Origin of the sequence: Paraburkholderia sp. RL18-085-BIA-A, from assembly GCF_046027075.1 — a bacterium.
In the GTDB taxonomy this organism is placed as follows: Bacteria; Pseudomonadota; Gammaproteobacteria; order Burkholderiales; family Burkholderiaceae; genus Paraburkholderia.
Genome location: NZ_JARESU010000446.1, coordinates 1 through 1207, shown reverse-complemented (window position 1 = coordinate 1207; position 1207 = coordinate 1). Strand labels below are relative to the sequence as shown.

The following is a 1207-nucleotide window of genomic DNA, read 5'->3' as shown; positions in this document are numbered from 1 at the left end:
GGGGGACATGCTGGTGTAGGCTGGCGAGCGCAATGTCTGGCCGCTCGCCAGCCTTACCTGCGCATTCAGTGCCTGCCGTTCCCACGGATTCCAACCTCCGTCAACCCCATTGCTGGGGATCCGGTCTACGTCCTGGTCTGAAGTGGTCATCGCGCGCGTCGGACCTGAGGTCCGACCTCCTTCTATCCGCTGGCCCTGGGCCAGCCTCATCCTATGCGCATTACGCCGGAATCTTTTCCGGGAGCATGCCCCATCTGTAAAATCGGTTACGTCAGTAACCCGGCGACCCGACGGGCATGTTCACTTCACAAACCGGTCCATACGTCAGTTTCCGCCTCTTTGCATGATTGCCCTTGTTGCGCGGTTGCCTTCGCCGGGCTCAGATCGATTTCATCTGCGCCCCTTCGGGGATGACGCCGTCCTTCAGGTAACGCCACAGGGCAATCGCCAGTCGCCGTGCCACCGCGACGATGGCAATGCGTCGGGCACGGCGGTTGGGGCCGGTGCCCTGGGTGCGCCGGTTGAACCACTGGGTGAGTGCGCTGCCGGGCTGATAGCGCAGCCAGGTCCACGCCATCTCGACCAGCAGCGCGCGTACGTGCCGATTACCTTGCTTGCTGATGCCCTGGTCGGTCTGGCTCTCGCCGCTGTCATACGGTTGGGGCACCAGCCCGACACAGGCCCCGACCTGGCGCCGGTTGCTGAACTCACGCCAGAAGAGCTCGAGCGCAAGGCGCGACGCGCCCACTTCGCCAATGCCTTTCAGGCGCGCCAGGGCATTGCTGCGTGCACGCGCGGGTGCGGGCACACTGGCCTGGCGGGTCTTCTCGAGGACGGCGAGCTGCTGCGCGGCGAACGCGCGCCGTTCGCACTCGCGCAGCAGCCGCTCGCGCAGTTCGGGCGGCAGGGGCGTGCCGTCGTGACACCGCACCTCGTCGCGCGCCAGCCGCTCGGCAAAGGCGCGATGCGCGACGTCTTCCCAGCAGCCGAGCGTGGCCAGCAGCTTGCGCATGCGGTCGAGGTGCTGCAGCACTTCCTTCTGCAGCTGCCCGCGTTCGCGCATCAGGTGGCGCGACGCTTCATCCTGCGCGGACGGCACGTGAACCACGTGCATGCGGTCGCGCTCGCCACGCAGCCACGCGCGCAGGTTGATCACCAGCTTGATGGCATCGAGCCGGTCGGTCTTCGCGCGACGCTTGTGGCGCTG

1 protein-coding gene is annotated in these 1207 nt (G+C 66.7%); it reads right to left on the bottom strand.

All coding sequences use genetic code 11. The features are described 5' to 3' along the window. Positions 1-379: 379 nt before the first annotated feature. Positions 380-1207 (bottom strand): IS110 family RNA-guided transposase (locus P0D89_RS53140; RefSeq protein WP_408371260.1); only part of this gene is annotated, 828 nt, incomplete at its 5' end.